Consider the following 26319-nt stretch of genomic DNA (forward strand, 5'->3'; position numbering starts at 1 on the left):
TCTCTCTCTCCCTTATGGGGGCAAGGATGACGCAAACGGCGCAGCCCGACAAGGGGGCGGGCACCGTCGATAATGGCAGTCCGAAGGCAAGGGTAAGCAAGAATGGGTCGCATGAAGGTCTTGAAGCTCGCTTTGGCAGGCATGGCGGCGATGGCCACCCCGCTGGCCGCGCAGGATGGCGGCGCGTGGCGTCTCGCGCCCGAAACCGATCTGTCAGCAATGCTCGATTGCTTCGAGAACGCCGGGCAGACGCTGGTGTCGGCCCATCGCGGCGGGCCGACCCCCGGCCTGCCGGAGAACGCGATCCCCACCATGGAGGCGCTGCTGATGGCCGCGCCCGCGATCATGGAGGTCGATGTCGGCCAGAGCACCGATGGCGTGCTGTTCCTGCTGCACGACGACCGGCTCGATCGCACCACCACCGGCACGGGCGAGGCAGCCGCGCAGGATTGGGCGGCGCTGAGCGCTCTGAAACTCAAGGACAATTGGGGCTGGGTCACGCCCTATGCGATCCCGAAGCTGAGCGAGGCGCTGGCCTGGGCCAAGGGCCGCACCGTGATGCAGATCGACTTCAAGCGTTCGGCCAATGTAGACAAGGTCGTCGCCGAAATCCGCGCGGCGGGCATGGCAGGCAGCGTCATCCTGATCGCCTATTCGGTCGAGCAGGCAGCAAGCCTGCACCGCGCCGCGCCGGAAATGCTGCTGTCGGTCTCGGTCGACGCGCCCGGCGATGTCGCGGCGCTGAAGGCGGCGGGCATCCCGGAGGATCGCATGGTCGCCTTCACCGGCACTCGCCTGCCGCGCCCTGAACTTTACCGCGAACTCGACAAACAGAACATCGAAGTGATCTTCGGCACGCTCGGTCGCCCGCCGCGGTCGATCGATGCGGTGATCGACCGCTATGGAATGGATGAACGCTACGCCGAACTGGGCAAGGAAGGCATCGACATCCTCGCCACCGACCGCCCGCGCGAAGCTGCGGCTGCTCTGGCCGAGGCGGGGCGCTTGCCCAAGCCGGGCCAGTGCGGGGTCAGCCGGGCTGCGCTCGAAGAGCCACAAGAAGCCCGCCAATAGGCCTCACGACCGGGGCGGCTACGCGGGAGTTTCCAGCGCTTCAATGAACTGCTTGAATGTGAACCCGAGGCGCTGCACGCCATCGTCGGTCGGAAAGCTGTTGTCGTCTTCGTTCGGCAGCAATTCGTGATCCAGCCACACCACTTCGCCGCCCGGCACCGACAGGTCGAGAGCGAACTGGTTACCATCCCAATTGCCGCCAATCACAATCCAGCACGGCGGCACGTTCACGTTATCGCCGCCTGTCTCTTCCAGCCATTGGCGCAGGGTCATCACCTGGTAGTTGCGGATGGAGGTTTCGCTCCAGTCCGGTTCCAGCGATGTAACGCAATAGAATTGCTCGATCGCGTGGCCGTCCCGAGTCACCAGCGGTGGCTGCTCGCACGCGGTCGGCGAGGTGAAGCCTCCATTGCGGAGCATCAGGAAGGACTTGTAATCCTCGGGCAGGTTGGCGCCCGCTTGCTGCGCCACGTCTGCGAGGGTAACCGCATCAAGCGCGATCTGATCTCCCAGCAGGTAATCAGCAACAGCCTCGGGCGTCATGTCTGGTCGCCTCAAGCCGCCGAGCGCTTGGATTCCTTCGCCGTCTCCGGCGCATCGAGGAATTCGCGGATAGCGGCCACGCTTTCGTCCGCATGGGTCAGCAAGAACAGGTGCCCGCCGCCTTCGAAGGTCTGAAGCCGCGAATTGGGGATCATCGCCTTCAGGATCCGGCCATTGATCAGCGGGACGATCTGGTCGTCCTCGCCCATCATGATGAGGGTTTCCTTGGTCATGAAGGGAAGGGCAGGCAGGCTCGTCCAGCCGAGCATACACATCAGCTGATACATATAGCCGCGCGGGGAAGGGGGCTTGAGGCGGCCGATGTGGCTGTCCTTCTGGTGCGCGGCCCCATCCTTGTCGACCCCGCCATAGAGCGTGGCGAAGTGTTCGTTCATGAATTCAGGGTCGATGTAGCGGCGCGGATTGGCCATCTTGGTGAAGGCTGCCGGGTTGCCCGGCACCATCAGCATCCCCGGCGTGGTCGCGATCAGGGTCAGCCGCCGGGTGCGGCCCGGGTGCTGGAGCGCAAAGTGCTGCGCCATCGCGCCGCCCCACGACACGCCCATGACATCGACCTCGTCGAGACCGAACTTGTCGAGCAGCTGGGCCGCCGTCCAGCTCATGGTGAAGGGGTTGTAGGGCACCAGCGGATCGGGTGATTCGCCGACACCGGGCATATCGAACATGATAAAGCCGCGTTCGGGCAGGGCGGCGGCCAGCGGGGCCACGGCCTCGATATTCGCGCCGATGCCGTTGAAGAACAGAACCGGCAGATGGTCGGAAGGCATATCGAGCCGCCAGGCCGCAGTCCGTAGCGTCCGGCCGCCCACTTGCTCCATCGAGACGACCGCGTCGTCCATGGGATTTGTCACCTATTCACGTCCTTTCATGCGCCCCCCGAAGGAAGGCGGGTTGGGCGCGCACACCGATCCCATAGCGCGCGCGCCCATAAGCTTGTGCGTCCTTGCCCCGGTGCCGGAAAGCCCCAGACGCGCTGCCGCCTTATCAGACTTCTTCGACGACGTAGAGTCCCGGCGCCTTGTCGGTCGGTTTGTGGGTGGCATTGCCGAGCGAGGCGGGCGCCGGCTTTTTCTTGCCCGAGCGCTTCTGCACCCACTCCATCCACAGCGGCCACCAGCTGCCCTTGACCTCTTCGGTGCCCTGCAGCCACTCGTCGGCGGTGGCCGGGAGCTTGCCCGGCTTGGCCTGCACGAAGTACTTGGCCTTGGGGTTGCCCGGCGGGTTGAGGATCGCCTGCATGTGGCCGCTCTGCGAGAGCACGTAGGTCACGTCCTTCGATCCGAACAGCTGGGTCGAACGATAGGTCGCCTTCCACGGGGTAATGTGATCGGTCACCCCGCCAAGGATGAACAGATCGGCGGTCACCTTGCTGAGGTCGACCTTGTGCCCGGCCATTTCGACTTCGCCCTTCTTGGTGAAGGCGAGGGTTTCGAACAGGGTGAGGAAATCCCCCATCAGGCTGGAGGACAGGTTGGTCGCGTCCGCGTTCCAGAACAGCACGTCGAAGGCCGGTGGGTCTTGTCCCAGCAGGTAGTTGTTGATGACGTAGTTCCAGATCAGGTCATTCGGTCGCAGCCATGCAAAGCCGCGCGCCAGATCGTCGGCCTTGATCACGCCCTGCTTCATCGCGCGCTGGCGGGCGAGGGCCATGCCGTTCTCGCTGACGAGTGATCCGGCTTCGATATCGGTCGGCTTGGGGTGCAGCACGCACACCATCAGCGTCAATGTGCCGAGGATCGGGTTGCCAGTCGCCGCCAGCTTGGAGGCGAGCACCGAGGCCGTCTGCCCGCCCGAACACCCGGCCGAGACGTTAACCTTCTTCGATCCGGTAATGTCCGCGACCACTTCCAGCGCCTTTTCGCAAGCCGCGATGTAATCCGCCATGCCCCAGTGGCCCTGATCCTTCGACGGGTTGCGCCACGAAATGACGAAGGTCTGGATGCCGTTGTCGACCTGCCATTTGATCACCGACTTGTCGGGCGAGAGGTCGTTGATGTACATCTTGTTGATCTGCGGCGGGATCGTCAGCTGAGGAATTTCATACACTTCCTCGGTGGTCGGCGCATAGTGCAGCACCTCCATGATCTCGTCGCGGTAAACCACGGCGCCCTTCGAGGTCGCGATGTTCTCGCCGATCTTGAACGGGCGCTTGTCGACCTGGCTGACCATGCCCTTGTTGTGGACGAGGTCGTTATAGGCGTTCTGCAGCCCCTTGATGAGGCTGAGACCGCCCGAATTGATGATCTGCTTTTGCGCAGTGGGGTTGCCGATCAGCGAGTTGGTCGGGGCAAGGCCATCAAGGATGATGTTGGCGATGAAGTTCGCGCGGTTGCGCTCCAGCTCGTCAAGTTCGAGCTCCTCCAGCCAGTTCTTCATCCCCTTCTGCACGGCGAGGTAATATTGCGCGCCGGCGCGGAAGAAGGGGTTGTATTGCCACGCCGGATCCATGAACCGCTTGTCCTTGGGATCGGGGGCCAGCTCGCTTTTGCCGGTCATGATCTTGACCATGTCCTGCGCCATCGCGGTGGAGTGGCGGATGAACCGCGACGGATCGGAGGCCGTTTCGCGCAGCAGCAGCGCGACCGCGCTGACGAAATCCTCGCGCGCAAGGCCCACCAGCGGCCCCAATGCATTGGTCGACTGGGCGGCTTCGTTTTCGAGTCTGACTTCGCTGCGTGCCATCGAGATCCCCTTCTCCTGCTTCCCGCGCGCGCATCCGGTTGGCCCGGTGCTTCGATCCGCGCGATCTTTGCGGCCCGTTGTGCCGCCTCGGTTGCCAAGTTGCAAGCCGTCCCCGCCACGGCGCCGGAGCAATCCCTGAAAGAATTAAGGATGCAGATTAACGCTTTTCTTAGCGCTCTTCGGGCATGGGATGGAGGATGGCTGGGGACCCAATTCGAAAGTTTGCAAGTGTCGATCCGCGTCCTGCGATGCGGCGCGATTTGCGTTCTGTTGCATTGGCCAAGCAAAGCGAAAACGATCAACGCGCGCGGGGCGAGCGGCGGGGAGCCGAGCGACTGCGCACCAGCCAGCCCGGCGGGCTGAAACAGGCTATCGACGAGCCGGCCAGCGAGCAGAATTTCTTCCTTCCACGCCAGGCTGGCGGGATGACGGTGTTCCTGCTTTTCGCCTTCACCATGTCTGCCCTGGTGTTTCAGGGTCTGCCAACCCCGATCACCTGCGGGGCTGCCCTGGCATCAGCGGCGCTGTTCGCTTGCGGGACGCTGTTTGCAAGACTGGAGCGCGGCGCCGGTTCCAGCGCCGCCATGCGCGGCTTTGTCGTGATGGTGGGCATTGTTCTGCCTATGGCCTGCGCAGGCGTGGCTCTGGCGCGCTGGGTGGCAGAGGGGCTGCCGTGGCAATGGGCCATCGCGACGCTGGTGTGCATCAACGCTGCCGCCGCCGCGCTGTTCGATATGCGCATCATCTCGCTGTTCTTTTCCAAGATCGCCAGCTGGATGGGCTTTTCGCTGCTGGTTCCCGGCACGCTGACCTATGCCGCGCTGCTGGCTGCGGCGATCACGCTCTCGCTGATTGCGCGGCTTGAATGGAAGGCCGCCGAACGCCGCCGGCTTGCCCGCGAGGCGCGCGAACGGGTGGCGGCGCGGGCTGAGGATATTCTGCGCAGCTTCGAGGAAACCGGACAGGGCTGGTTCTGGGAGACCGACCGGCGCGGGCTCATCACCTATATCTCCCCCAAGGCCGCGATGGTGCTGGGCAAGTCGCCCGACGAGGTGATCGGCTGCCCCCTGAGCGAGATCGTCGATCCCTCGCAAGGGGCCGCCGATGCCGAACGCACGCTGGCCTTCCACCTTTCAGCGCGCTCGGCCTTTCACGATGTCGAGGTGCGCGCGGCGACCACCGGTGACGAACGCTGGTGGGCGCTGGCCGGCCGCCCGGTCTATGACAGCTTCAAGAACTTCTGCGGTTTCCGCGGCCACGGCACCGACCTCACCGAAAAGCGCCGCAGCGAACAGCAGGTCTCGCGCCTGGCCCATTACTGCTCGCTGACCGGGCTGGCCAACCGCGTGCAGATGAGCCAGGCGCTCGAACAGATCCTCAGCGCCCCCAGCGGACGCGAGCGCGCCTGCGCGGTGCTGATGCTCGATCTCGACCGGTTCAAGCACGTCAACGATACGCTCGGCCACCCGGCGGGGGATGCGCTGCTCAAGCAGGTCGCCCAGCGGCTCGAACGGGCGATCGGGGCGAGCGGGCGCTGCGGGCGTCTGGGCGGCGATGAATTCCAGGTCATCGTCCCCGGCCATCAGGATCGCCACACACTGGGTCACATCGCGCAGGACATCATCAACGCCCTCTCGCAGCCCTATTCGCTTGAAGGGCAGAGCGTGGTGATCGGCGCCTCGGTCGGGATCGCGCTGGCGCCCGAGCATGGCGCATCGAGCGACGAATTGATCCGCAATGTCGACCTTGCGCTTTACGCCGCCAAGGACGCCGGGCGCGGGGTCTACCGGTTCTATGCCGAGGATCTTCACGCCGCAGCTGAAGAACGCGCCGAGCTGGAGCAGGATCTGCGCGAGGCGATCACCAAGGGCGAGCTTGAACTCTATTACCAGCCTGTGGTCTATGCTGCTGACGAGAAGATCGTGGGCTTCGAGGCGCTGATGCGCTGGAACCACCCCAAGCGCGGGTGGATCAGCCCGGCCAAATTCGTGCCCATCGCCGAGGATGCGGGCCTGATCGACCGCATCGGCCAGTGGGCCTTGCGCACCGCCTGCGCCGACCTTGCACGCTGGCCGCGCTCGATCCGCTGTGCGGTCAACGTCTCGGCCCTGCAATTTGCCAATCCCGACCTTCCCGCGATTGTCGCCAATGCGCTTGCGCATAGCGGGGTTGCGCCTTCGCGATTGGAGCTGGAGATCACCGAAAGCGTGTTCCTCAACGACAACGCGGGCACGGATGCGATGTTCAAGGCCTTGAAGCGCGTTGGCGTGCGGCTTGCTCTCGATGATTTCGGCACCGGCTATTCCTCGCTCGGCTATCTGAAGAAAGCGCCGTTCGACAAGATCAAGATCGACCGCAGCTTCGTGCAGGGCGCCACCGAAGAAGGCAGCCGCAACGGCGCGATCATCGCCTCGATCACGTCGCTGGCCGAAGCCCTGCACATGGACACCACGGCCGAAGGCGTGGAGACACTCGACGAGCTGGAACTGGTGCGTCTGCTGGGGTGCAGCCACGTTCAGGGCTACATCTACTTCAAGCCGATGAACGCCTCGGATGCGACCGCGCTGGTGTCGGGCAATCTGGTCGCCGAGGCAGACGGCCCGCAATGCGCCCGCGCCCCGCGCCAGAACCTGCTTCGCAAGGTGGTGGTGGTGCACAACGGCAACCGCCTCAACGCAACGCTGCGCAACATCTCGGAAAGCGGCGCCATGATCGAGGGCTTGTGGAATATGCCCGCAGGCAGTGCGGTGCGGATCGAGTTTTCCGCCGACAAGTCGGTGACCGGGCAGGTGCGCTGGTCGCGCGAGAACCGGGTCGGGATCGAGTTTCATGCCCCGCTTCGTCGCCGGGCGGACGGCAGCTTTGCCGTGCTCAAAAGCCCGCACGGGCAGGCGGCGGCCAGGGGCGGCTGGTGACGAGCTGCGCCTCGGCCCCATGGTTAATGCAGCCTTTGGCGAGCCTCTTAGCGAAAAACTAACCATCGGGCTTTACGCCTTGTGCGGCAAGGCCATGCCGCAGGCGTCCTGCCTCGCGGCCTCAGGCTGAAGAGGTGTGCCCCACAGATGTCCCTGAAGGGTCTCTTGTCGTCACGTAGCAATGGTACCGCGCGCGGTGCCCTGCCGCCTGCCGCCTCGGCCATGACCGATGGCGAACGGCTGGCCATGCTCGACGATCTGGAGCAATCGGGGCTGGGGTGGTTCTGGGCGAGCGATGTGAGCGGCCAGCTGACCTATCTCTCGGCGGCCATTGCTGCACGGCTCGATGTGCCGCTCGACGCCCTGATCGGTCAGCCCTTGACCTCGATCTTCACGGCTGCCGACCGTGAAGGGCGTGCCAAGTCGCTGCCTTTGATGCTCGGCGCGCACAAGGGTTTTGTCGGGATGGCCGTGCGCGCGGTGCGCCAGCCAGAGGGTGCGGTGCTGCGCCTCTCGGGTCAGCCCGTGTTCGCCGCCGATGGCAGCTTCGCGGGCTTTCGCGGCACCGGCACCGACATCACCGAGGAGTTCTACCGCGAGGAAGAAACCGCGCGTCTGGCCCGTTACGATTCGCTCACCGGCCTCAGCAATCGCCACCGCATGGCGCATCAGATCGAAGCCACGCTGACCGCCTTCAAGGCCGCGCGTCGCAACTGCGCGGTGATGATGATCGACCTCGACCGCTTCAAGCACGTCAACGACACGCTGGGCCATGCCGCAGGCGACGAGCTGCTCAAGCAGGTCGCCACGCGCCTGACCCGCGCGATCGACCGCGAATGCGAGATCGGGCGACTGGGCGGCGATGAGTTCCAGGTGATGATCCCCGATCTCGACGATCGCGGCGTTCTGGGCGAGATTGCGCAGAAGATCATCACGATGCTGCGCCAGCCCTACAGCCTTGAGGAAGGCCGCTGCGTGATCGGCGCCTCGGTCGGCATCGCCATCGCGCCGCATGACGGGGTCACTCGCGACGAAATCGTGCGCGCGGCTGACCTTGCGCTCTATGCCTCCAAGAATGGTGGGCGCGGGCAGTATCGCTTCTTCTCGGGCGAGCTTGAGAACGAGACGATCTTCCGCCGCCGGCTCGAACAGGATCTGGGCACGGCGCTGCGGGAGGAGCAGCTGTTCCTGCGTTTCGAGCCGATCGTGGCAACCGCGAACGGATCGGTCTGCGCGCTTGAGGCCCATGTGTGCTGGAACCACGCCCAACGCGGGGTCATCGACGAGGAGGAATTCGCGCAGATCGTCGAAGGCTCGGCATCGCTCCCCGATGTCGGCCGCTGGGCGATTGCGGCAGTGTGCGAGCGAGCGGCAGCATGGCCCGAAACGGTGCGGGTGGCGGTCAATGTGCCGGTGGCGCTGTTTCTGGCCGACGACTTCCTCGAAACGGTCGCCGCCGCAATCGACAGCGCCGGCATCACTCCTGCCCGGCTGGAACTGGAAATCAGCGAGGCGGTGTTCTTTGGCGATACCAATATCGTCGACCGAACGCTGGCTGCGTTGTTCAAACTTGGTGTGCGCCTGACCCTCGACGAGTTTGGCAGTGGCTATTCGTCGCTCGCCTATCTGCGGCGCGCGCCCTTCGATGCGATCAAGATCGACGAGAAGCTCGTCGCCGAGGCCGAGCGTCACGACAGCCGCGAGCTCGGACTGGTGCGCGCGATCGTGGCGCTGGCGGGCGCGCTGCAGATGGATACGATTGCCAATGGCATCGAAAGCGCAAGCCTGGTGGCGGCGCTGAGCGAATGTGGCGTGCGCTTTCTCGAAGGCCCGATCTTCAGCGAGCCGCTCGACGCCGAGGCGGTGACGCAGGAGATGGCGGGCGGGGCATGGAAGATCGATCCCGGCAGCGACCGCACCCGCCGCGCCCGGCGCCGCACCGTCTTCCGCAAGATCCAGGTGATCCACGACGACTATGCCTATGAGGTGACGCTGCGCAACCTGTCCAAGTCGGGCGCGCTGATTCAGGGTCTGGCTGACGTGCCCAAGGGCACGCAATTCGTGGTCGACCTTGGCGGCGGCCAGCTCGCGGTGGCGACGGTGACGCGCTCCAATGGCGATGTGCAGGGGCTCGAGTTCGAGCAGTCGCTGATCGAGGACGGATCGGGCGGTCTGTGCACCCGCAACCGGGTCTCGCCCTATGCGCTGGCAGCCGCCGGAACCCCGCTTGCCGCACTCGCTCCGGGCAAGCTGGCGGGGATGGATCAGGGCGGGGCGATCCCCAAGTTCGGCTACGCCGCGCCCTCTGCCTAGGTGTTGCGTTTTTGGCGAATGACATTGCCGTGACCGGGCGCTACATCGCGCGGCGATGACTGACCTCTCCCATATCCGCAATTTTTCGATCATTGCCCACATCGACCATGGCAAATCGACCCTCGCCGACCGGCTGATCCAGTTCACCGGAGGCCTCTCCGCGCGCGAGATGTCCGAGCAAGTCCTTGATAACATGGACATTGAGAAGGAGCGCGGGATCACCATCAAGGCGCAGACCGTGCGCCTCAACTACACCGCCAAGAATGGCGAAACCTACCAGCTCAACCTGATGGACACCCCCGGCCACGTCGACTTCGCCTATGAAGTCAGCCGCAGCCTCGCTGCGTGCGAGGGCGCGCTGCTCGTCGTCGACGCAGCCCAAGGCGTCGAGGCCCAGACCCTCGCCAACGTCTACCAGTCGATCGAGCACGATCACGAAATCGTCCCTGTCATCAACAAGATCGACCTCCCCGCCGCCGAGCCCGAAAAGGTCAAGGCCGAGATCGAGGACATCATCGGCCTCGACGCCTCCAACGCCGTCCTCGCCTCCGCCAAATCGGGCATCGGCATCGAGGAAGTGCTCGAAGCCGTGGTCGAACGCATCCCCGCGCCCAAGGGCCAGATCGACGCCCCGCTGACCGCCAGCCTCGTGGACTCGTGGTACGACCCCTACCTCGGCGTCGTCATCCTCGTGCGCGTCATCAACGGCAAGCTCACCAAGGGGCTGAACATCAAGTTCATGCAGGGCGGCACCCAGCACCTCGTCGACCGCGTCGGCTGCTTCACCCCCAAGCGCACCGACCTTGCCGAACTCGGCCCGGGCGAGATCGGCTTCATCACCGCGCAGATCAAGGAAGTCGAACAGGCCCGCGTCGGCGACACCATCACCACGGTGAAGGGCGGGGCGACCGAGGCGCTCCCGGGCTACAAGGAAGTCCAGCCGGTCGTCTTCTGCGGCCTCTTCCCGGTCGACGCCGCCGATTTCGAAAAGCTGCGCGAAAGCATCGCCAAGCTGCGCCTCAACGACGCGAGCTTCTCCTTCGAGATGGAGTCGAGCGCGGCACTGGGCTTCGGCTTCCGCTGCGGCTTCCTAGGCCTGTTGCACCTTGAAATCATTCAGGAACGCCTCAGCCGCGAATACGACCTCGACCTCATCACCACCGCCCCTTCCGTGGTCTACCGCATCCACCTCGGCCATTCGAAGACCGAGGACGCCAAGACCATCGACATCCACAACCCCGCCGACTGGCCCGACACCAACCGGATCGAGTCGATCGAGGAGCCGTGGATCAAGGCGGTGATCTACACCCCCGACGAATACTTGGGCGCGATCCTCAAACTGTGCCAGGACCGCCGCGGCATCCAGACCGAACTCACTTACGTGGGCGGCCGCGCGCAGGTGTCCTATGAACTGCCGCTCAACGAAGTGGTGTTCGATTTCTACGACCGCCTGAAGTCGATCTCGCGCGGCTACGCCAGCTTCGACTACGAACAGATCGGCACGCGCGAGGGCGACCTCGTGAAGATGAACATCCTCGTCAACAACGAGCCGGTCGACGCCCTGTCCCTGATCGTCCACCGCGCCAACGCCGAAGAACGCGGCCGCGGGATGTGCGAGCGCCTCAAGGATCTCATCCCCCGCCACCTGTTCAAGATCCCGATCCAGGCCGCGATCGGCGGCAAGGTAATCGCGCGCGAGACCATTGCGGCGCTGCGCAAGGACGTGACGGCGAAGTGCTACGGCGGGGATATTACCCGGAAGAAGAAGCTGCTGGAGAAGCAGAAGAAGGGGAAGGCGCGGATGCGGGAATATGGGAATGTGTCCATTCCGCAGGAGGCGTTTATTGCCGCGCTGCGGATGGGGGAGGAATAAGGCCCAGCGCCTAGCGCAGACGGTCGCAAAGCGACCGGCAAGCTAGAAGCGAGAGGCCGCATTCCGGCCGGCGGGGCCGCGCAGCGGAACCCTTTCGACGTCATGGCCGCGGCTTTGCCGCGGCTTATCATCAGCGCTCAAATAAGTTCGCCAATTGATTGAGATATCATTTTTTGGAGATCCAACGGTGCTCGCGAACTATGGACTAAATAGTCCGAAGAACTAATGATGAATTGTGAGACTCGCGGCTCTCGCTTAAGAATTTCAGAGATATTTTTGTCGAGTTCTGGAAGCTGATCCGTAACTTCGCGTATACTTAATTCCCTTGCCACAAGAGCAGATGTCAGAAGATGCTTGGGTTCAGCTAAGGCATGGCTAACAAATTTCTGAAGTCGGCCCCACTCTGGTAAATCTGCATTCTCAGACTCAAATTTTTTGCCGATCTCTTGTCTGATGCTAAAGGACTCTTGTCCACCCCAAATGTAATATCGCAGCATCTGAACAAATTCTTCTGGCTTCGAGTCGGAGCGATATATACGGCGTACCTCCTTTGCTATGCTGCTCCATAAGATGAGCATGCCGCATATGAGATCGAAAAAGATTGCACGATGAGCGGGTTTCGCAGGGTCTATTTCCCCCCGAACAGCACGGAGTTCGCTAATTAGTCGGCGAAATGTTTTGGCCGGATCACCCGATATAGGTATCAGGTGCCGTGAGCACTCAAACAAATTTTTTGACCAAGGCCAAGAGGTATATGCCTCTTGCTGCTGCTGCCATCTATCTGCCGTTGACTGATAAAAAATATCTTTATTAAAGCCCGGGCTTGAAAGAGCTATGAGATCTGAAAAGGTTTCTTCACTGTGCAAATCGACGCACATCTTTAAAGCGGCCAATCTGTGATTCTCTAGCGGACGTACCTTCAATAATATGATTGCAGACTCGATGCCTGTAAATGATGTCAAACCGCTAGCCCAAAGTGCTCGATTTATCGCACTCATTTTGCCTGATTTGCAGTCAAAAAGGGTGCGCCGCATTCCGCCGTCATCCAAAGGCTCCAATCCGACAACATCAAGATCGGTAAGTGGCTCCGGCTCCTTCGTGAGATCAGATGGGCTATAAACGACCACTTCGGGGCACGGGACATGGCCAGCCGCCAAACATGCGCGGATAGCGAGCTGCTTCAGATATCGATCTTTGTCGCCCTTGTTCATGTGTCGAACTTTAGCATAAGTTGCGTGAATTCCTCAGCTGCCTCTGGGTCTGATATTTGTTTTTCCCGTGTTTTCAAATTTGACGCAGATATCAGCGACTGGATATAACTGTCATCCTTCGTAAGGGCGATCCTGGCTTCTTGGTCAACCTCCATCCCTGACACCTGCCCCGTGGCTAGCATTCTAATCGCTAGATCGATCGCTTGCTGGTTCTCTTCGGTCGCGTTGAGATGAAATTCAGAGCGCCCAAACCCAGTTGGCTTGAGTGTCCCAACGCGCATCTGGACTAGGTTCTGGTACTGCTTGTCTGCTTCGCTGTTCGAGCGAAGATAGCCAGTGTCACGTAATGACCTAAGGATCGCGAGTGGTGACCGAATAGCGATTTTTTCCGGTAGCAACTGGCCCTTCCTGACGGCTGAAATCAAAGCCATTGCTCGCTCATAGATTTCTCGGTTTGATGCATTTAGTCGTGTTCCACCCGGGCTTGGAGTGAAAAGGAACGACTCTGACTTTTGGCCAAAATTGATTGTAGGGGGCTTTATCATTCCTTCGGCGGCTAGCTTCGTCATGAGCGCAATCTCAGTCGGGTTAATTGAAAATCCCCCGATTTCCTTTTGGCTAATGGCGAGTGACATTGGCCAACCTTGATTGCGACCAAGTTTTTCCAAGAGCTTTTGGAGATTGCTCGCGCCTGCTGATGCGGCGGCATCGGCAAGCCCCTCTAAGTTATCTACAAAATGGTAGGGGCTAATTAAAATCTCTCGCCCCCTAGCTCTTTGGCTTGATATGATACCAGACTTGGTACCCACCACTAATGTGCGATCAAAGAGCTCGCGCTGCATTCCGAGTGAATTGAAAACCGTATCTTTATTTTGGGGTGCCTTCGAAAGATGCGATAGGAGCTCTACAATTGCAACTTCTTGCTCATTAAAACTGAGTTCAGACGATGCATAATCTCCAAGGCCCGCATATACGTTTTCGAAAATCGGAATATCCGGAATAACGCTCTTTATAGTTTTGCCAGAAGATAAAATCGATACAAATCCTGCCTCTTCCAAAATTTCAAGAACAGGTCGCAATGCAAACGACGGGATACCTATGAAGTAATCCGAGACCTTTCTTAAAATCTCAAAGTCTATTGGTGCGAGGCCCTTGATATGTAGCGCAAGCGTTGCCGCCATTCCAATCATTTCGAGTTGATCAAACTCGGGGACCCGCGCGCCCGCCAAGCCGGCATGAAGATCGTATGCGTGCTCAACAAGGACTTGGGACATGTGCGGCCTTTACCGTCATGATGCAAATAATCGTTCTAAAATAAGATGTTCGGAGAGATTGTCAAATGTGATGGCGTATCGTCTTCCAGCTTGGCTTCCGCGGCGTAAACGCCTGCTTTGGGCGCCTCGCCCTCACGGATCGAACGAGTCGTCCTTGAGGCTCCACACCGTCTTCGGCTCTGGCGCAGGCTTCTTCGCGCGCCAGCCTTCGGGCGGGCCGTCGGCAAAGTCGCCGTTTGGTTCGGCGGGGCGCTCGGGCGCGGGAAGTGCGGGCACTTCAACCGGGTCGTAGTAGGTGGTCGGGGTGTCGAGGCTCCCGCCCACGATCTTGCGCGTGCGCTCGTCGGCCCCGGCGGCGGCGAGGTCGCGGTCGCGTAGCTCGGCGAAGCGGGCGAAGGCGGCGAGGGTTTCGGCGCTGAGGACGGCGCGGCGCTTGGGGCGGTCGCGGGCGATGCGGGTGCGGATCTCCTCGATCTTGCGGTCGATGCTCGCGCGCACCTCGGCGGTGGAGACCTTGGGCTGTTCGGCCTCCCACTCCTTGCGCCACTGCTTCTTGAGCCGGTCGAGCTGCATCTGGCTGACCGCGTTCAATCCCTTGGGGGCGCCGCCTGCGGCAAAGCGTTCGGGCGCGCGGTTGCGCAGGATGAACATCAGCAGGGAATCGTTGCGCTTGATGCGGGTGCCGATGAACTTGCCGTAGGAATAGACCGGCTCCTCGGTGCCGTTGAGGGCGCGATCCATGGCGACGTCCTCGATCCGCTGGACGCCGAGCTGGAGCGCGGCTTCCCAGGCGGCGCGGAACTCCTCGGCGCCGGGCTGGCGGCGCAGGTAGTAGGCGCCGACGCTGCTCATGTCGACGGCGCGGGCGGCGGCCTCGACGCTGCCGAGATCGGCGAGCGCCTCGATAAAGCTGCGCTGGCGTTCGGGGGTCCAGCCGTCGTGGCGCGCGCATTGGCGGGGCACGGGGGTGAAGGCGGGAAGCTCTCCGGCGGGGACGGGGAGGCGGGCGGAGCGGGGGTCTTTCTTGCGGGTCATGCGGGGAAGGGATCACATTTTGCGCGAGTAGGAAAATGTGGGGTGCGGGCGCGCCGCGGCAAAGCCGCGTCGTCGAACGGGTTCGGCTGACGCCGACCCGCCGGCCGGGCTTTGGCCTCTCATGCCCAAGCCAATGCTTGGGCATAGGGCCTCAGCCTTCACTTGGCGTTCAGGGCTGCCCTCGTTATACGGCTCCCCATGTCGATGAAGCTTCACACCCTTGCCGCGCGCGCTGCGCTTGCTGCTTTCACTCTTGCGGGCCTGTCGGCCTGTGCCGGCGGCGGGGAGGGCGAGGATGTCGCCTATGTCGCGCGCGATGTCGAATCGCTCTATGCCGAGGCGCAGCGGCGGCTCGACAAGGGCAACACGCTGCAGGCCGCGGCGCTGTTCGACGAGGTGGAGCGCCAGCACCCCTATTCGCCCTGGGCCCGCCGCGCGCAGCTGATGAGCGCCTTCAGCTATTACACCGCGCGCGATTACAACAAGGCGATCCAGAACGCGCAGCGGTTCCTGTCGATCCACCCGGGCAACAAGGATGCGCCTTACGCCTATTACCTGATCGCACTGAGCTATTACGAGCAGATCAGCGACGTGAACCGCGACCAGAAGATCACCGAGCAGGCGCAGACCGCGCTGCGCGAGGTCAACCGGCGCTTCCCGCAGACCGAATATGCCGCCGACGCGCGTCTGAAGCTTGACCTTGTCGCCGATCACCTCGCGGGCAAGGAAATGGAGATCGGCCGCCACTATCAGCGCATGGGCCTGTGGCTTGCCGCCGATATGCGGTTCCGCAATGTGGTCGAGAAGTTCGATACCACCAGCCACACCCCCGAAGCGCTTTACCGCCTGTGCGAGAGCAGCCTGGCCCTGGGCGTGCCGCAGGAAGCGGTGAAATATGCCGCGGTGCTGGGCGCGAACTACCCCGGCAGCGAATGGTACGAGCGCGCCTTCAAGCTGGTCGGCAAGCACGCCGATGGGGTGAGCGCGAGCTGATCCGGTTCCTCTGGCCGCGTCGGCCCGCGCCCGGCTGACCGCCCGGCCACCACGTCGCCCGCTACGCAGCCACCCCGAGGCGAGCGGCCAGATTATCTTCAAATCTGCATGGGAAACAGGCACCCACGAAGGGTGCCGCAAGCCCGCGGTGCCTGACCGGTCCGATCGGTGGGGTACCCATGCCAATGCGGTTGAACCCAAGGCACGCGCGGGCGGTGGCGCTCGCCGCTGCTTTCTCGGCAGCACCGGCCCTGTGCGCCGAGGAGCCTCAACCCGCCGCCGAAATCCCGGCACCCGAAGCCCCGGCGTCCGGCGGCCATCCGGCGATCACATTGTCGGGCGAATACATCCTCGATGCCGTCGCCGTCGCGCGCGGCACCGCCACCGGGGTGCGCTATGTCGACCTTGCCACGCTCACCGCCGCGATCGATCTCGATGCTGCCGCGGGCTGGCGCGGCGGGACGCTGGTGGCAGAGGTGATTGCGGGCACCGGGCAGCGGCCCAACGACCTTGCCGGAACGCTCCAGGGCATCAACAACAGCGAAGTCCCGCAGGGCCGGGCCAAGCTCTACCAGTTCTACCTCGAACAGCAGCTTGGCGCCGCGCCGGTGACGCTGCGCGCCGGGTTCATCGACCTCAATGCCGAATTCTACAGCAACGAGGCCGCCGGATTGCTGATCGCACCTGCTTTCGGGATCGGGTCGGAACTCGCCGCGACCGGCCCCAATGGCCCGGCGATCTTCCCGTCGACCGCGCTCACCGCATCGGTGCGCATTGCGCCCACGGACGAGACCTACGCCGCTCTGGCGGTGGTCAATGCCGAGGCGGGCGTGCTGGGCGATGTCGGCGGAATGGCGCCGCTGCTGGATCAGGGTGCGCTCCTGATCGGCGAGGGGGGGTGGGCTACGCCAGCGGGCAAGGTCGCGCTGGGGCTGTGGCGCTACACCGACCGGCAGGACGACCTGCGCCTCACCGATGCGGCAGGCGATCCGCTGCGCCAGCGCGCGCAAGGCGCTTACGTGCTGCTCGAACGGCCGGTGGGCGGGCGGATCGGCCCCGAACCCGATTCCCCGCGCAAGGCCGCGCTGTTCGTGCGCGCAGGGTTTTCCGATGGCAACACGACCCCCTATCGCGGCGGCTGGCAGGCCGGAATCCTCGTCAACCGCGTGCTGGCCGCAAGGCCCGACAGCCAGCTTTCGATCGGCGCTAACCAGGCCTATCTTTCGCGCAAGTTCCGGCTCAACGAGGCCGATGCCGGCAACCCCCTGCGCCGCGCGGAAACCGGCATCGAGATCACCTATGCCGACGCGCTTGCCCCGTGGCTGACCGCGCAGGCCGACGCGCAATATGTACGCAATCCCGGCCATGCCCCGCAGGCGCGCGATGCCGTGATTTTCGGCCTGCGCTTAACTTTCGCCTTTTCGCACGAGTGGTGAGCGTCCCGCTTGCCCGGAGGACTTGTGACCCATGACCATCAAGCGCCGCGCGATCCTGATCGGATCGATCTTCATCGCTCTCATCATGCTCCAGACCGGCGCTGCCGCCTGGAACGATTACCAGCGCGCGCGCACCGATGCCGAGGGCGAGGTGATCGTCTCGATGCTGCGCAACCACATGGTCGGCGACATGATGCACGATGCCGTGCGCGGTACGGTGTTCGCATCGCTTTATGGCGCGGCAAGCGAGAACCCGGCGGCGGTCAGGCAGGCGAGCGCCGACCTCGATGAATATGCCGCCAACTATCGCAAGATCATGGCCGACAACCTGAAACTCGCCGCCGATCCGGACATCCGCACGTCGCTTGAGGCGACCAACCGCGATGTCGAGCTCTACCTTTCGACCGCGCGCAAGATGGTCGATGCCGCCGCGCGCGGGCGGGGTGCGGCAGAAGCACAGTTTCCCGGATTCAACGCCAGTTTCGACCGGCTTGAGGCTTCGATGGAGAAAATCGGGCTTCAGTTCGAAGATGTGCTGGCCGCGCGCAATGCCGCCACACGGGCAAGCAGTCTGTGGTTGCTGGTGGTGCTGACGGTGGTGTCGTTTGCGGTGCTGGCCTGGACGATGCGGGCGGTGCAGCGCACGGTGGTGCTGCGGCTCTATGCCCTGTCCGAAAGCTTCAAGACGATGACCGGGGGCGATTATGGCGTGCCGGTCGACGGGGTCGGGGTCGCTGACGAAATCGGAGAGATCGCCAGCGCCGCCGATGTCATGCGGCTGGCGGCGCTCGGGCGGCAGAACGCCGAGCGCGATCAGCAGGTGGTGGTCGCCGCGCTCGCCGGGGGCTTGCAGGATCTTGCCGCGCGCGACCTCACCCGCCGGATCGACACCCCCTGGGCGCCCGAATACGAAATGCTGCGCGAAAACTTCAACCGCACGGCTGCCGAGTTGGCGGCGGTGATGTCGCAGGTGGCCATCGCTGCCGAAGGCGTCTCGACCGGCGCGGACGAGATTCACAGCGCTTCGAGCGATCTGGCGCGGCGCAACGAATTGCAGGCGGCGCGGGTCGATCAGACCAGCAGCACGCTGGGCGAGGTTGCGGCCAATGTGCAATCGAGCGCGGCCAGCGCCAAGGAGGTGCAGCGCCTGATCGCCGAGGCGCGGCGCGAAGTCATCGAAGGCGATGCGATCGTGCGCGAGGCGGTGGACACGATGGCCTCGGTCGAACAGTCCTCGCAGGAGGTCGGCAACATCATCACCCTGATCGAGGGGATCGCCTTTCAGACCAATCTGCTCGCCCTGAACGCCGGGGTCGAGGCGGCGCGCGCGGGCGAGGCGGGCAAGGGCTTTGCCGTGGTCGCCAACGAGGTGCGCGCGCTCGCCCAGCGCTCGGCCGAGGCCGCCAACGAGATCACCGCGCTGATCAAGGCGAGCGCCGATCAGGTCAGCCGCGGGGTCGCGCTGGTGGGCAAGACGGGCGATGCCTTTGGCTCGATCACCGCCAATGTCGGCACGATCGATACCTATGTGCGCTCGATTGCAGAGGCCTCGCAGGGGCAGGCGGACAGTCTCCAGCAGGTGAGTGCAGCGGCGAGCGATATCGGCCGCACCACCCAGGCCAACGCCGCGATGGTCGAGGAGGCGAGCGCGGCGGCGAGCAATCTTGCGCGGCAATCGAGCGATCTGCGCGCGCTGGTTGGCGCGTTCCGGATCGATGGTGCGGGCGGCAACGCAGGCGGCGACGCGCGTGATTGGGACGCCGGTGAGGCACGCATCCTGCGCTTGGGGATTGGCTAAGGACACCGCGTGACGCGGGCGCGGGTGTGCGCTATCTGTTCCGCCGATGCTGACCCGCCTCTCGATCCGCAATATCGTCCTTATCGAAGCGCTCGACCTCGATTTCGCGCGCGGGCTCGGTGTGCTGACGGGGGAGACGGGGGCGGGCAAGTCGATCCTGCTCGATGCGCTGGGGCTGATTCTGGGCGACCGGGCGGAGACCAGCCTGGTGCGCGCAGGCGAGGACAAGGCGAGCGTTGCTGCCAGTTTCGAATTCGCGTCTCTGCCTCGGGCCATCGCGGCGGCGCTCGATGAGGCCGAGATCGCGCTCGAACCCGGTGAGCCGCTGCTGATCCGGCGGCAGGTCAAGGCCGATGGCGGCTCCAAGGCCTTCATCAACGATCAACCGGTGAGCGTTGCGCTGCTGCGCGAACTTGCCCCGGCGCTGGTGGAACTGCACGGCCAGCATGATGACCGCGGCCTCGTCAACCCGCGCGGGCACCGGGCCTTGCTCGATCGCTATGCGGGCACCGATGTCGCCGGGCTGGAGCGCGCCTATGCCGAATGGGCGCGCACCGAGGCGCAATTGGCCGAGGCGCGCGATGCGGTGGAGCAGGCGAAGGCCGATCAGGATTTGCTGATCGCGCATCTTGCGGAACTCACCGCGCTCGATCCGGTGGCGGGCGAGGAAGCGCGGCTCGCCCTGACGCGGGCGGATATGCAGAAGGGCGAGAAGCTGTCGGGCGATCTCGAAGCGTTGCGGCATCTATGGGACGGCTCGGATTCGCCGCTCGCCTCGCTCCGCGTGGCGGCGCGCAAGCTTGACCGAATCGCCGAACAGCACCCGCTTCTCACCGAGGCACTGGCGGCGCTTGACCGCGCAGTGATCGAAGCGAGCGAGGCGGAGGACAAGCTGCGCCTTGCGGCTGAGGCGCTGGTGCATGATCCGCACGAATTGGAGCGTGCCGAAACCCGGCTGTTCGAACTGCGCGCCGCCGCGCGCAAGCACCGCTGCGAGGTCGATGACCTGCCCGAATTGATGCGCACCATGCGCGCGCGTCTGGACGCGATCGAGGGCGGGGAGGCGCAGCTCGATGCGCTGGAGGCGGCGGCAAAGGAAGCGCGCGCGTCCTATGTGACACTCGCCGAAGCGGCCCATGGCGCGCGCGTGGCGGGGGCGGGCCGGCTCGATGCGGCGGTGGCCGCCGAGCTGGCGCCGCTGAAGCTCGATGCGGCCAGGTTCCGCACCAGCGTGTCGCTGCTCCCCGAAGAACGCTGGGGCGCGGGCGGGATGGACGCGGTGGAGTTCCTGATCTCCACCAACCCCGGCGCGGATTTCGCGCCGCTCAACAAGATTGCGAGCGGCGGGGAGCTCTCCCGCTTCATCCTCGCATTGAAGGTCGCGCTGGCCGAGCAGGGCGGGGCGGCGACGATCATCTTCGACGAAATCGACCGCGGCGTGGGCGGGGCGGTGGCTTCTGCGATTGGCGAGCGGCTGGCACGGCTGGCGGCGAACGAGGGGCAATTGCTGGCAGTCACCCACTCGCCGCAGGTCGCCGCGCGTGGTCAGCAGCACTACTTCATCGCCAAGGCGAGCACCGGGACGGTGACGAAGACCAGCGTGGTGCTGCTCGACCATGCCGGACGGCAGGAGGAAATCGCCCGGATGCTCTCAGGCGCCGAGGTAACGCCGGAGGCCCGCGCGCAGGCGGACCGGTTGCTTGAGGGGGTGTGATGCGCCTTCTGCCGCTGTTCCTGCTCGCCGCCTGCACCCCGGCCATCTCCGCAACCGAGGAGGCTCCGCCGCCCGTGCAGCCCAATAATGCGACCTATGGCACCGACGCCAATCTCACCGCCTCCAAGCCGGACGCGATCCTGCGCTATGCCGACCACGCCCGAGGCTTTGCCGAATTGCGGCTGCCCCCAGGAGACGGCCCGTTTCCGCTGGCGGTGATCTATCATGGCGGATGCTGGAAGACCGGTATCGCCTCGCAGGCCTACATGGCCCCGCTCGCCACGCGGTGGCAGGAGCAGGGCATCGCCACGCTCAATGTCGATTACCGCGAGGTGGGCGATGGCGGCGGGTGGCCGGGGTCGTTCGAGGACTGGGCGGCATCGGCCAGGCTGATCGACGAGATCGCAGCAAAGTATCCCATCGACCGCGCGCGCGTCACGCTGGTGGGCCATTCGGCAGGCGGTCTGCCCGCCGTGTGGCTGGCGAGCGCGAGCGGCGAGGGCGGGCCGGTCGGCACCCGCGCTCCCACCAGGGCGCGCGCCGCCATCGTGCTTGACGGGCCGGGCGATGTCGGGCCGGAGCAGCCTGCCTTCGACGCGCTGTGCCAGTTTGCGGCCGTCGCGCCGTTCATGGGCGATGCGCCCGCTGCCGCGCCGCAGCGCTACGGCGCAATTTCGCCCGCCGCCCATGCGCCGCAGCTCGCCGCCTTGCTGTTCGTGCAGGCGAAGCTCCCCGCCCCCTCCGCCGCCACGCAAGGCGCGCTGGCTGCGCGCGGGGCAGAGGTAACGGTGCGCGAGAACGCAGGCGCAAGCCACTTCGCCATCATCACCCCCGGCCATCCGATCTACACCGCCAACGAGGCGGCGATGCTGGCGGTGCTCAAGGGCACGGACTGATCAGGTTGCCCGGCATCGGGATGGCAGGTTATGGTGCCACCGCTCAAGGGGAGGGACGATGATGAAGCCTGTCATTTCATTGATGGCTCTGGCCGCGACGCTGGCCGCCTGCGCGCCAAAGGAACCGGTCGCCGAGGCTTTGGCTGCCCCCGATCCACGCTTTGCCGTTACCGACACCGCCGATTACGATCCCGTCACGGTCAACCAGCTGCCCGCCGATCCGCCGACCCTGAAGGTCGCCTATGGCACCGCGTCCGAGCGCCAATATGGCGAATTGCGGATGCCCAAGGGCAAGGGGCCGTTCCCGCTGGCGGTGCTCTATCACGGCGGGTGCTGGGCGGGGATGGGCGGCACCGTCAACCTTGCCCCGCTGGCGAGTTTCCTCGCCAGGAACGGTGTGGCGACCTGGTCGCCTTCCTACCGCGAATTGGGCTCGGACGGCGGCTGGCCGAATACCTTCAGCGACTGGGCGCAAGGGCTGATCCATGTGAAGGCGCTGGCCAAATCCTACCCGCTTGATCTGTCGCGGATCACGGTGATGGGCCATTCCGCCGGTGTGACGCCGGTGATGTGGCTGCCGACCGGGCACAAGGGCGATACCGCGATCAGCGCCGATCTGCCGCCGATCCGCGCTGCGGTCGCGCTCGACGGACCGCTGCGGATTGGCGATTTCGTCGGCATTGATCAGGCGGTCTGCGGCCAGCCGGTGATCGCTGCCATGATGGGCGGCACACCCGCCGAGCAGCCGACACGCTATGCGATGCTCGATCCGCTGGTGAACAAGCCGCTGGTGGGGCGCCTGCTGGTGGTCGACGGCGCGCTGCCCGAGCCCGATCCGGCGCTGATTGCCGGCCTGCGCGCGCAGGGCATCGCGGTCGAGGTGATCCGCGTGGCGCAGGATCAGCATTTCAACCATCTGGTGCCCGGCACGGCGGATTTTGCGGCTATCGGCCCGGCGCTGCTGGACATTGCCGGCGGTCGCTGAAAAAGCTCCCGATATGGGAATCGAAGGACTGTCCGAGGCGGATGCCGCCAATGAACTGATGCGGCTTGCCCGTCAGATCGCGCACCATGACCGGCTCTATCACGCCGAAGACAGTCCCGAGATCACCGATGCCGAATATGACGCGCTGGTGCGCCGCAATGCCGCGCTGGAGGCGGCCTTCCCGCACCTGATCCGCGAGGATTCGCCATCGCGCAAGGTCGGCCACCAGATCGCCGCCTCGCCGCTCGGCAAGGTGGTGCATGAGGTTCGGATGATGAGCCTCGACAATGCCTTCTCTCCGCAGGAGGTGGCCGAATGGCTTGCGCGGATGCGGCGCTTCCTCAACCTACCCGACGATGCCCCGCTCGCCTGCACGGCGGAGGACAAGATCGACGGCCTGTCCTGCTCGCTCCGCTACGAGAACGGCAAGCTGGTGCGCGCCGCCACGCGCGGCGATGGGCAGGTGGGCGAGGACGTGACGGCGAACGTTGCGCATATCCCCGACATCCCGCAGCAGCTCCCCGCTGGCGTGCCGCAAGTGTTCGAGGTGCGCGGCGAAGTCTATATGGAAAAACAGGCCTTTGCTGCACTCAATGCTGCGCAGCAAGAGGTAGGCGGCAAGCTGTTTGCCAACCCGCGCAATGCCGCTGCCGGATCGCTGCGTCAGAAGGATGCGAGCGTCACGGCCAAGCGCCCCTTGCGGTTCTGGGCGCATGGCTGGGGCGCGGCGTCGGCGGTGCCGGGAGCAACGCAGAGCGAGGTGGTGGCAAAGCTCCGCGAATGGGGTTTCCCGGTCTCGCCGCTGTTCGTGACGATCGAGGGCGGGGCAGACGAACTGGTCGCGCACTTCGATGCCATCGGTGCCGCGCGTCCGGGCCTTGCCTATGATATCGACGGGGTCGTCTACAAGCTCGACCGGCTCGACTGGCAGGAGCGTCTCGGCTTCGTGGCGAAAGCCCCGCGCTGGGCGCTGGCGCACAAGTTCCCGGCTGAACGCGCGGAAACGACGGTTGAAGCCATCGACATTCAGGTGGGCCGCACCGGCAAGCTCACGCCCGTGGGCCGCCTCGCGCCGGTGCTGGTCGGCGGGGTGACGGTGACCAATGTCACGCTTCACAACCGCGACGAGATTGCGCGTCTTGGCCTGAGGGTCGGCGACCGCGTGGTGATCCAGCGCGCGGGCGATGTGATCCCGCAGGTGGTCGAGAACCTGACGCGGGAGGAGGAACGCCCCGCTTTCGCGTTCCCCGATCATTGCCCCGAATGCGGGTCGGAAGCGGTCGCCGAGGAAGGCGAGGTCGATGTACGCTGCACCGGCGGGCTGATCTGCCCGGCGCAGCGCACCCAGCGGCTCGAACATTTCGTCAGCCGCAAGGCCTTGGACATCGAGGGGCTGGGCGAGAAGACCATCGCGCAGTTCTTCGCGCTCGGGTGGCTGGAAAGCCCGGCGGATATCTTCCGGCTGAAGGAACGCCGCGCAAACATTCTCGGCCTTGAAGGCTGGCAGGAGAAGTCGGTCGATAATCTTCTCGCCGCGATCGAGGCCAAGCGCACGCCCGATGCCGCGCGGCTGCTCTTCGCGCTCGGTATCCGGCACGTGGGCGAGGTCACGGCGCGCGATCTGATGAAGCATTTTCACGAGCTTCCGAGAATTCGCGAGGCGGCTGAATACTTGAACAAGTGGTTCCGGGCGGAAGGCGGCGCTCGCCTCAAGCCCCCGAAAGATGATGACAGATACCTCGCCTTCATTTCGATTGATGGCGTGGGCGATGCGGTGGTGGAGTCGTTCCGAGACTTCTTTCACGAACCGCACAACGTTGCCGTCTGGGACGATCTGCTCAGCCAGGTCACCCCGCCGCGCTATGAGGTCAAGACCGTCGCCTCTCGCGTCGCGGGCAAGACCGTGGTGTTCACCGGCAAGCTTGAAACCATGAGCCGCGACGAGGCCAAGGCGCAGGCCGAACGCCTGGGCGCGAAGGCGGCGGGGAGCGTTTCGGCCAAGACCGATCTGCTGGTCGCCGGGCCGGGGGCGGGCTCGAAACTCAAGAAGGCCGCCGAACTCGGGATCGAGGTGACCGACGAGGCAGGCTGGGCGGCGATCGTGGCTGAGGCGCTGGGTTAGCGGGCGCACGACAAACCGGCTGACGGCGCCGCGTGCCTGTGGCATGACACGGCCTTCTTGGCTGGGGGGCCGAGCAAGACCCATGCGTATCGCCATCATCACGCCCTATTGGCAGGAGCCGCGCGCCGTGATCGAACGCTGCATCGCCAGCGTCGCGGGGCAGACCATCGCGTGCGATCATCTTCTCGTGGCGGATGGTGCACCGCATGACTGGCTCGACACAGCGCCCGTGCGGCACTTGCGGCTCGACCGCAATCACGGCGACTATGGCAATGTCGCGCGCGGGATCGGAGCCTTGCTTGCGGCGGGCGAGGGCTATGATGCGATCGGCTTTCTCGATGCCGATAACCGGATCGATCCCGACCATGCGGCGCTGTGCCTGGCGGCGGTGGGGACGCAGGGCGCTGGCGCCGATGTCGATGTCGTGATCGCCCGGCGCCGCTTCGAACTGCCCGATGGCACCGGCGTGGCGCTCGCCGATGATCCTGACCTGATCGACACCAACTGCCTGTTTCTGCTGCCCGGCGCCTATCCGGTGATTGCGCGTTGGGCGCTGGTTCCCGCACCCTTGGCCACAATCGGCGACCGGGTGTTCCACGCGGCGCTGGTCTCGGCCGGTTGCCGCATGGCCCACACTGCCCGCCAGAGTGTGACCTATGTCAGCCAGTGGGTGGCGCATTATGCCGCGAGCGGGGGAGCGGTGCCCGATGATGCCCGTGCCATTGATCTGGATGCCATCGCCCTATGGGTCGCCGCGCTTTCTCCTGAAGAGCGCCGCGCGCTCGAAAGGCGCGTTGGCGCGCGGATCGCGCTGGCATAGTCCGATGCGGGGCGGCTATGTTGCGCGCGGAATGATCTGAGGGAATGGCGCGTGATCCTTGAAGAACTCCATCCGCAAGCCCTTCGCATCGGCGCCTTGCTGCGTGCGCGCGGCGAGAAGGTGGCGGTGGCTGACGGGGCGACGGGCGGGTTGATTGCCGGCAGCCTGCTGACCGTGCCGGGCGCGCTCGACTTTTTCGTGGGCGGCGGGGTGGTCTATTCCTTCCGCGCGCGCGACGTGCTGTTTGCGCTCCCGCGGGAGGCCTACAAGGGGATGCGCGGCGCCTCGGCGGACTACGCGCTGCTGCAAGCCCGAGCGATACGGGACAATTTCGGCGCGCAATGGGGGTTGGCCGAGAGCGGATCTGTGGGCGGTTCCAGCCACCCTTCCGGCGCGCCTGCGGGCACCAGCGTTGCCGCGCTGGCAGGGCCGGGGGGCGAGCACACCCGGCTTCTGGAAACCGCCTCGGACGACCGGATCGCCAACATGGCCGCCTTCACCCGCAACGCGCTGGCCCTGCTGGAAGACGCCCTCGCACAATAAATTTCGCGTCCCCTGTCGAATCCCGCTTGGCAAGCCCGTCTGCGTATCAGAGCCTCGCCATGTCGGCGGGG

General features: G+C 64.7%; 19 protein-coding genes. 13 read left to right on the plus strand and 6 right to left on the minus strand.

Annotation, left to right across the window (positions count from 1 at the left end; translation table 11 throughout):
* The first annotated feature begins 102 nt into the window (after positions 1-102).
* Positions 103-1074, plus strand: a complete 972-nt coding sequence (locus PS060_RS12895; protein WP_273983687.1) for a glycerophosphodiester phosphodiesterase family protein — start codon at positions 103-105, stop codon at positions 1072-1074.
* An 18-nt stretch (positions 1075-1092) separates the two neighbouring features.
* Here PS060_RS12895 and PS060_RS12900 read toward each other — a convergent pair whose 3' ends face one another.
* From PS060_RS12900 to PS060_RS12910, 3 genes are all read right to left on the minus strand, one after another.
* Positions 1093-1617, minus strand: coding sequence for an SMI1/KNR4 family protein (locus PS060_RS12900; RefSeq protein WP_273983688.1), 525 nt, complete (start codon positions 1615-1617; stop codon positions 1093-1095).
* Between the two features lie 11 nt (positions 1618-1628).
* The gene (locus PS060_RS12905; protein ID WP_273983689.1) at positions 1629-2489 is read right to left on the minus strand and encodes an alpha/beta fold hydrolase; all 861 of its coding nucleotides are present in this window, start codon (positions 2487-2489) and stop codon (positions 1629-1631) included.
* A gap of 133 nt (positions 2490-2622) precedes the next feature.
* Positions 2623-4320: a PHA/PHB synthase family protein gene (locus tag PS060_RS12910; RefSeq protein ID WP_273983691.1), complete on the minus strand. Its 1698-nt coding sequence runs from the start codon at positions 4318-4320 to the stop codon at positions 2623-2625.
* Between the two features lie 275 nt (positions 4321-4595).
* Between PS060_RS12910 and PS060_RS12915 the strand changes: the two genes are divergently transcribed.
* From PS060_RS12915 to lepA, 3 genes are all read left to right on the plus strand, one after another.
* A complete protein-coding gene (locus PS060_RS12915) occupies positions 4596-7235 on the plus strand; it encodes an EAL domain-containing protein (RefSeq protein WP_273983692.1) in 2640 nt (879 codons plus the stop codon).
* A 147-nt stretch (positions 7236-7382) separates the two neighbouring features.
* Positions 7383-9548, plus strand: a complete 2166-nt coding sequence (locus PS060_RS12920) for a putative bifunctional diguanylate cyclase/phosphodiesterase (protein WP_273983694.1) — start codon at positions 7383-7385, stop codon at positions 9546-9548.
* A 55-nt stretch (positions 9549-9603) separates the two neighbouring features.
* Positions 9604-11421 (plus strand): translation elongation factor 4, encoded by a 1818-nt coding sequence (lepA, locus tag PS060_RS12925; protein WP_273983696.1) that lies wholly within the window; start codon positions 9604-9606, stop codon positions 11419-11421.
* Between the two features lie 137 nt (positions 11422-11558).
* On the opposite strand, the gene PS060_RS12930 is transcribed toward lepA, so the two are convergent.
* The 3 genes from PS060_RS12930 to PS060_RS12940 form a co-directional block, all read right to left on the minus strand.
* Positions 11559-12632, minus strand: a complete 1074-nt coding sequence (locus PS060_RS12930) for a hypothetical protein (RefSeq protein WP_273983698.1) — start codon at positions 12630-12632, stop codon at positions 11559-11561.
* The gene (locus tag PS060_RS12935; RefSeq protein WP_273983700.1) at positions 12629-13906 is read right to left on the minus strand and encodes a hypothetical protein; all 1278 of its coding nucleotides are present in this window, start codon (positions 13904-13906) and stop codon (positions 12629-12631) included. The genes PS060_RS12930 and PS060_RS12935 overlap by 4 nt, the downstream gene beginning before the upstream one ends.
* 132 nt (positions 13907-14038) lie before the next feature.
* Positions 14039-14941 (minus strand): hypothetical protein, encoded by a 903-nt coding sequence (locus PS060_RS12940; RefSeq protein ID WP_273983701.1) that lies wholly within the window; start codon positions 14939-14941, stop codon positions 14039-14041.
* A gap of 198 nt (positions 14942-15139) precedes the next feature.
* On the opposite strand from PS060_RS12940, the gene PS060_RS12945 reads away from it, so the two are divergent.
* From PS060_RS12945 to PS060_RS12985, 9 genes are all read left to right on the plus strand, one after another.
* Positions 15140-15934, plus strand: coding sequence for an outer membrane protein assembly factor BamD (locus PS060_RS12945; RefSeq protein WP_443112383.1), 795 nt, complete (start codon positions 15140-15142; stop codon positions 15932-15934).
* 215 nt (positions 15935-16149) lie between these two features.
* Positions 16150-17370: a carbohydrate porin gene (locus tag PS060_RS12950; RefSeq protein WP_273983702.1), complete on the plus strand. Its 1221-nt coding sequence runs from the start codon at positions 16150-16152 to the stop codon at positions 17368-17370.
* A 31-nt stretch (positions 17371-17401) separates the two neighbouring features.
* On the plus strand, positions 17402-19168 hold the full coding sequence (locus PS060_RS12955; protein WP_273983703.1) for a methyl-accepting chemotaxis protein: 1767 nt from the start codon (positions 17402-17404) through the stop codon (positions 19166-19168).
* Positions 19169-19214: 46 nt separating this feature from the next.
* Positions 19215-20882 (plus strand): DNA repair protein RecN, encoded by a 1668-nt coding sequence (recN, locus tag PS060_RS12960; RefSeq protein WP_273983704.1) that lies wholly within the window; start codon positions 19215-19217, stop codon positions 20880-20882.
* Positions 20882-21778 carry an alpha/beta hydrolase family protein gene (locus PS060_RS12965; protein WP_273983705.1) on the plus strand — a complete coding sequence of 299 codons (897 nt, stop codon included), beginning with the start codon at positions 20882-20884 and terminating at the stop codon, positions 21776-21778. The genes recN and PS060_RS12965 overlap by 1 nt, the downstream gene beginning before the upstream one ends.
* A gap of 58 nt (positions 21779-21836) precedes the next feature.
* On the plus strand, positions 21837-22763 hold the full coding sequence (locus PS060_RS12970; RefSeq protein ID WP_273983707.1) for an alpha/beta hydrolase: 927 nt from the start codon (positions 21837-21839) through the stop codon (positions 22761-22763).
* A 13-nt stretch (positions 22764-22776) separates the two neighbouring features.
* Positions 22777-24885 carry an NAD-dependent DNA ligase LigA gene (gene ligA / locus PS060_RS12975; protein ID WP_273983708.1) on the plus strand — a complete coding sequence of 703 codons (2109 nt, stop codon included), beginning with the start codon at positions 22777-22779 and terminating at the stop codon, positions 24883-24885.
* An 82-nt stretch (positions 24886-24967) separates the two neighbouring features.
* Positions 24968-25705 (plus strand): glycosyltransferase family 2 protein, encoded by a 738-nt coding sequence (locus PS060_RS12980; protein ID WP_273983709.1) that lies wholly within the window; start codon positions 24968-24970, stop codon positions 25703-25705.
* A gap of 51 nt (positions 25706-25756) precedes the next feature.
* Positions 25757-26248, plus strand: a complete 492-nt coding sequence (locus tag PS060_RS12985; RefSeq protein WP_273983710.1) for a CinA family protein — start codon at positions 25757-25759, stop codon at positions 26246-26248.
* Positions 26249-26319 lie beyond the last annotated feature (71 nt).

It is taken from the genome of Erythrobacter sp. BLCC-B19 (genome assembly GCF_028621955.1).
Taxonomy (GTDB): domain Bacteria; phylum Pseudomonadota; class Alphaproteobacteria; order Sphingomonadales; family Sphingomonadaceae; genus Erythrobacter.

What these genes read in the sequence shown, in the direction of transcription:
- PS060_RS12895 (WP_273983687.1), top strand. Translation starts at nt 103, where the DNA reads ATGGGTCGCATGAAGGTCTTGAAGCTCGCTTTGGCAGGCATGGCGGCG.
- PS060_RS12900 (WP_273983688.1), bottom strand. Translation starts at nt 1,617, where the DNA reads ATGACGCCCGAGGCTGTTGCTGATTACCTGCTGGGAGATCAGATCGCG.
- PS060_RS12910 (WP_273983691.1), bottom strand. Translation starts at nt 4,320, where the DNA reads ATGGCACGCAGCGAAGTCAGACTCGAAAACGAAGCCGCCCAGTCGACC.
- PS060_RS12920 (WP_273983694.1), top strand. Translation starts at nt 7,383, where the DNA reads ATGTCCCTGAAGGGTCTCTTGTCGTCACGTAGCAATGGTACCGCGCGC.
- lepA (WP_273983696.1), top strand. Translation starts at nt 9,604, where the DNA reads ATGACTGACCTCTCCCATATCCGCAATTTTTCGATCATTGCCCACATC.
- PS060_RS12930 (WP_273983698.1), bottom strand. Translation starts at nt 12,632, where the DNA reads ATGAACAAGGGCGACAAAGATCGATATCTGAAGCAGCTCGCTATCCGC.
- PS060_RS12935 (WP_273983700.1), bottom strand. Translation starts at nt 13,906, where the DNA reads ATGTCCCAAGTCCTTGTTGAGCACGCATACGATCTTCATGCCGGCTTG.
- PS060_RS12940 (WP_273983701.1), bottom strand. Translation starts at nt 14,941, where the DNA reads ATGACCCGCAAGAAAGACCCCCGCTCCGCCCGCCTCCCCGTCCCCGCC.
- PS060_RS12945 (WP_443112383.1), top strand. Translation starts at nt 15,140, where the DNA reads ATGTCGATGAAGCTTCACACCCTTGCCGCGCGCGCTGCGCTTGCTGCT.
- PS060_RS12955 (WP_273983703.1), top strand. Translation starts at nt 17,402, where the DNA reads ATGACCATCAAGCGCCGCGCGATCCTGATCGGATCGATCTTCATCGCT.
- recN (WP_273983704.1), top strand. Translation starts at nt 19,215, where the DNA reads ATGCTGACCCGCCTCTCGATCCGCAATATCGTCCTTATCGAAGCGCTC.
- PS060_RS12965 (WP_273983705.1), top strand. Translation starts at nt 20,882, where the DNA reads ATGCGCCTTCTGCCGCTGTTCCTGCTCGCCGCCTGCACCCCGGCCATC.
- PS060_RS12970 (WP_273983707.1), top strand. Translation starts at nt 21,837, where the DNA reads ATGATGAAGCCTGTCATTTCATTGATGGCTCTGGCCGCGACGCTGGCC.
- ligA (WP_273983708.1), top strand. Translation starts at nt 22,777, where the DNA reads ATGGGAATCGAAGGACTGTCCGAGGCGGATGCCGCCAATGAACTGATG.
- PS060_RS12980 (WP_273983709.1), top strand. Translation starts at nt 24,968, where the DNA reads ATGCGTATCGCCATCATCACGCCCTATTGGCAGGAGCCGCGCGCCGTG.